Raw genomic sequence first — 3651 nt, 5'->3', positions numbered from 1 at the left:
CCACTACCCGTCCTACGACGTCTCCCTGCTTTTCGCAGGGACGACCCAAGCGTGGTGCGGCAGAGCCAATCCCACCACGATACCGGCGGCGGTTGCGACAGGATTTCGCAATCATCGATCTGTATTGAGGAGAGCATATCTCCGCCTCAATCGGTCGTGCATCTGACGGTCGTCAGCATTGCCGTCAGAAACAGGACTGTCAGATGATCGTTCATCGCCCGCTACCGAAGGTGCTCCGATGGCGGATGCGAAATTTGTGCGGTCGCGCCACGTTGCAGGGTGTGGCGGCGTTGACCGCGGCCTGCCTGATGTCTGGCTGTGCGACGGTGGCATTGGACCAGGGAGGCTCGCTGACGTCATATAGTGAGCTTCAGCCCTCCGACGGCGTGCTCACGAAGTCAAAGCTCTATGTGCGTGAGAATGAGGTGCTGGCGGCACGCACCGTGCGGATCGTCCCCGCGACGATTGCCGAGAAGGCAAGGGTGGAGGGGATCACGGATCAGGAGCGCAGATTGGTCGCCAACGCGATCGATCGCTCCCTTTGCGCCGGCCTCAGCGAACGCTTCACCGTGGTGGGCGCGAGCGACGATGCGGATATCACCGTTCATTCGCGGATCACGCAGATGACGCCGACCGACGAAAAGGCGGTGGCGGCATCGAAGGGGGCATCCATCGCCAAGACCGTGCTGCTTCCCGGCGTACCGGTGCCGGTCCCTCGCATTCCCATTGGCCTCGGCTCACTGTCGGTCGAAGCGGAGGCGCGGGCGCGCGACGGCAAGCAGGAAGGCGCCATGGTCTGGGGGCGCGGCGCGAATGCCCTCTCCGGTTCGGCGCGCGTGTCGCCGTCGGGCGACGCCTACGAACTGGCGAGCGCGTTCGGCGACGATTTCAGCCGGATGCTGGTCACCGGCAAAACGCCTTTCGGAGGGCTCGGGAAACCGCCTTCCATGGATCGCATCCAATCATGGGCGGGCGGCGCACCGAAATATGCGGCGTGCGAAGCATTCGGCCGCGAGCCGGGCATCGCGGGCCTGGTCGGGGGAGCGATCGGCGTGCCGCCGGATTGGAACGACAAGGCGCCCGAGGCGGGCACCACGACCGCGCAGGCTCAGTAGTCAGCTCGTGGTTTGTAGGGTGGGTTAGCGTCCGCCGAAGAGCGAAGGCGGAGGCGTAACCCACCATTCGCTCTCGCCGTGGATGGCGGGTTACGCCTTCCGCCTTCGCGTGTTGAAGCAGCGGAGGCCGTGGCTCGGCTAACCCACCCTTACGATTCGTCACCGCGCCGCCGACGCGCGGCCCTCGCCGTCGATCTGCCGGCCCATGATCGCGATCGCCTTCTGATAGACGCCAGCGGCATTCCAGGCTTCGATCGCCGCGAAGTTGGGTTCGCCGGGCTGGTAGCCGGCGCCGGCGCGCCAGCCGTGGGCCTTGAGGAAGTTGGCGGTCGAATTCAGCGCATTGGCGGCGACGTCGAGATTGCCGGTGCCGTAGGCCAGGATGTTCTTGGGCATGAATTGGGTCTGGCCGACCTCGCCGTGCATGGAGCCGCGCGTGGCTCCCGACAGCACGCCCCGGTCGACCAGCTTCAGCGCCGCGTAGAGCTGGTCGGTGAAGAATTCGGGTCGGCGGCAGTCATAGGCAAGGGTGGCGATCGACGACAGCATGTTCTGATTGCCGCGCTGGCTTCCAAAGCCGGTCTCCATGCCCCAGATCGCAATCAGCGGCCCGGGCGGAACGCCGTAGTGCTGCTCGATCGATGCGAACAGCGCCGCGTGGGACTGCTTGAGCGATCGTCCGCGCGCGACGATGGTCGAGGCGCCGCGCTTGGCGAGAAACTGGTCGAGCGACAGGCCAAAGCTGCGCTGGCCGCGATCGGCGGCGATGGTCGCGCTCGCATAGTGCGTCTGCATCAAGGCGGCGACACCGGTCTGTCCAATGCCCTTGCCGCTCGCCTCCCGAGCGAATTCCGCCTTCCAGGCCTCGTAACCTCCCGGGCCGTTACCGCATTGGGCGGCTTTCGCGATGCCGCCGAGAGGCGCGAGCGTCGCCAAAGTGATGAGGGTGGCGGTTGCAAGTTTCCTGGTCATCTCGAACTCCGTTGGTCGGCAGACATGATTTAAGCATAAATTGGGTGGACGCATAAATCGCATAACAATCGGGCGAAATCCGCACCCGGGAGGAAATCATGAAAAGGCTCATCGCCGCGGCCGTGGCTGCCGGCTTCGCTCTCGAAATGGCACATGCCGCGCCCTTGCCCGAGGCCAAGCCCGATGACGTCGGATTCTCGGAGCCGGGCCTAGCCCGGATGGACGATTTCTTCGCCCGCGAGATTGCGGCGAAACGGGTGCCCGGCGCCGTGGTCGCGATCGCCCGGGACGGCAAGCTCGTGCACTACAAGGCCTATGGCCAGCTCGATCCGGTCAAGGGTACGCCGATGTCCCTCGATGCCGTCTTCGCGCTGGCGTCCATGACCAAGCCGCTTGCCGCCGTCGCCGGGCTGACGCTGATGGAGCAAGGCCGCCTGCCGCTGCAGGCCAGGCTCGCGGACTATTATCCGGCCTTTGCCGACATGAAGGTCGGCATTCCGCAGGTGGACGGTTCGTTGAAGATGGACGCGCAAGCGTCGCCGATCACCATTCATGACCTTTATCGCCACACGTCCGGTCTCATGTACGGCGGACGGCCGGACAGCTCGAGCCCGCTCGCGCGCCTCTATCCTGACGGCACGGCGCCGGCAGTCGAGGGCGATACGCAGGCCTTCATCGATCGCATCACGAAGCTGCCGCTGGTGCACCAGCCGGGGACGGAGTTCGAATATGGCTTCTCGATCGACGTGCTGGGCGCGGTAATCGAAAAAGTCACCTCGCAGCGGCTAGGCGATTATCTGGCTTCGAATGTGTGGCAGCCGCTCGGCATGAACGATGCCACGTTCCATCCGTCGGAGGGGCAGCGCGACCGTCTTGCCCGTCCGTTTCCGAATGATCCGCTGACGGGCAAGCCGCAGAGCATCAGGCTGCTCGACACGCCGACCAAGTTCGACTGCGGCGGCGCCTGCGCGTTTGCCACCGTCGGCGACTATCTCCGTTTCGGCCAGATGCTGCTCAACGGCGGGGAGCTCGAGGGAAAACGCATTCTTGGGCCCAAGACGTGCACCACATGACCTCCAACCACCTCGGGCCTGAGATCAAGAACAACGTCGCGAACGTGGAGCCGCATCGCGGCGGCTTCAGTTTTGGCCTCGGGGTGGCAGTGCGAACGAGCGAAGGTCTGTCAGCGGTCCCAGGTAACCCCGGCGAGTTCACCTGGAACGGCGCCTACGGCACGCAGTTCTTCTGCGATCCGAAGGAGCGCCTGGTCGTGGTCGTCGGAACGGCGGCGCCGGGCGAGCTCCGGAAGTACTACCGCGAGCAGGTCCAGGACATCGTCTACGGCGCCATGGTGCGGTGAGGCGCGCTGGCGGTTGCCCCCTCCGTCATTGCGAGCCAACGGGTCGCGCGAACGCGCGCCCGATGACGGGCTCCGCGAAGCAATCCATGTCTCCACGCGGGCGCTATGGATTGCTTCGCTCCGCTCGCAATGACGATGTGGATGCAACGGATGCGACAAATCAACCCGTCGGGCAAATCACCAAAAGTCTGTCCACCCCTCGCG

2 protein-coding genes and 1 pseudogene are annotated in these 3651 nt (G+C 65.0%); 2 read left to right on the top strand and 1 reads right to left on the bottom strand.

All coding sequences use genetic code 11. From position 1 onward, the window contains the following. The first annotated feature begins 203 nt into the window (after positions 1–203). Positions 204–1115: a DUF3313 domain-containing protein gene (locus tag CWO89_RS41825; protein ID WP_245476818.1), complete on the top strand. Its 912-nt coding sequence runs from the start codon at positions 204–206 to the stop codon at positions 1113–1115. A gap of 159 nt (positions 1116–1274) precedes the next feature. Here the strand turns inward: CWO89_RS41825 and CWO89_RS41820 are convergent, their stop codons facing one another. After that, complete coding sequence (locus tag CWO89_RS41820) at positions 1275–2087, bottom strand: lytic murein transglycosylase (protein ID WP_130584067.1); 813 nt, start codon at positions 2085–2087, stop codon at positions 1275–1277. A gap of 98 nt (positions 2088–2185) precedes the next feature. Here CWO89_RS41820 and CWO89_RS41815 point away from each other — a divergent pair. After that, positions 2186–3447 (top strand): annotated as a pseudogene (locus CWO89_RS41815) (serine hydrolase domain-containing protein). Positions 3448–3651: the final 204 nt, after the last annotated feature.

Origin of the sequence: Bradyrhizobium sp. Leo170, from assembly GCF_004296405.1 — a bacterium.
In the GTDB taxonomy this organism is placed as follows: domain Bacteria; phylum Pseudomonadota; class Alphaproteobacteria; order Rhizobiales; family Xanthobacteraceae; genus Bradyrhizobium.
The sequence above is the reverse complement of the archived record's forward strand: the minus strand, read 5'-3'. Positions and strand labels throughout refer to the sequence as shown.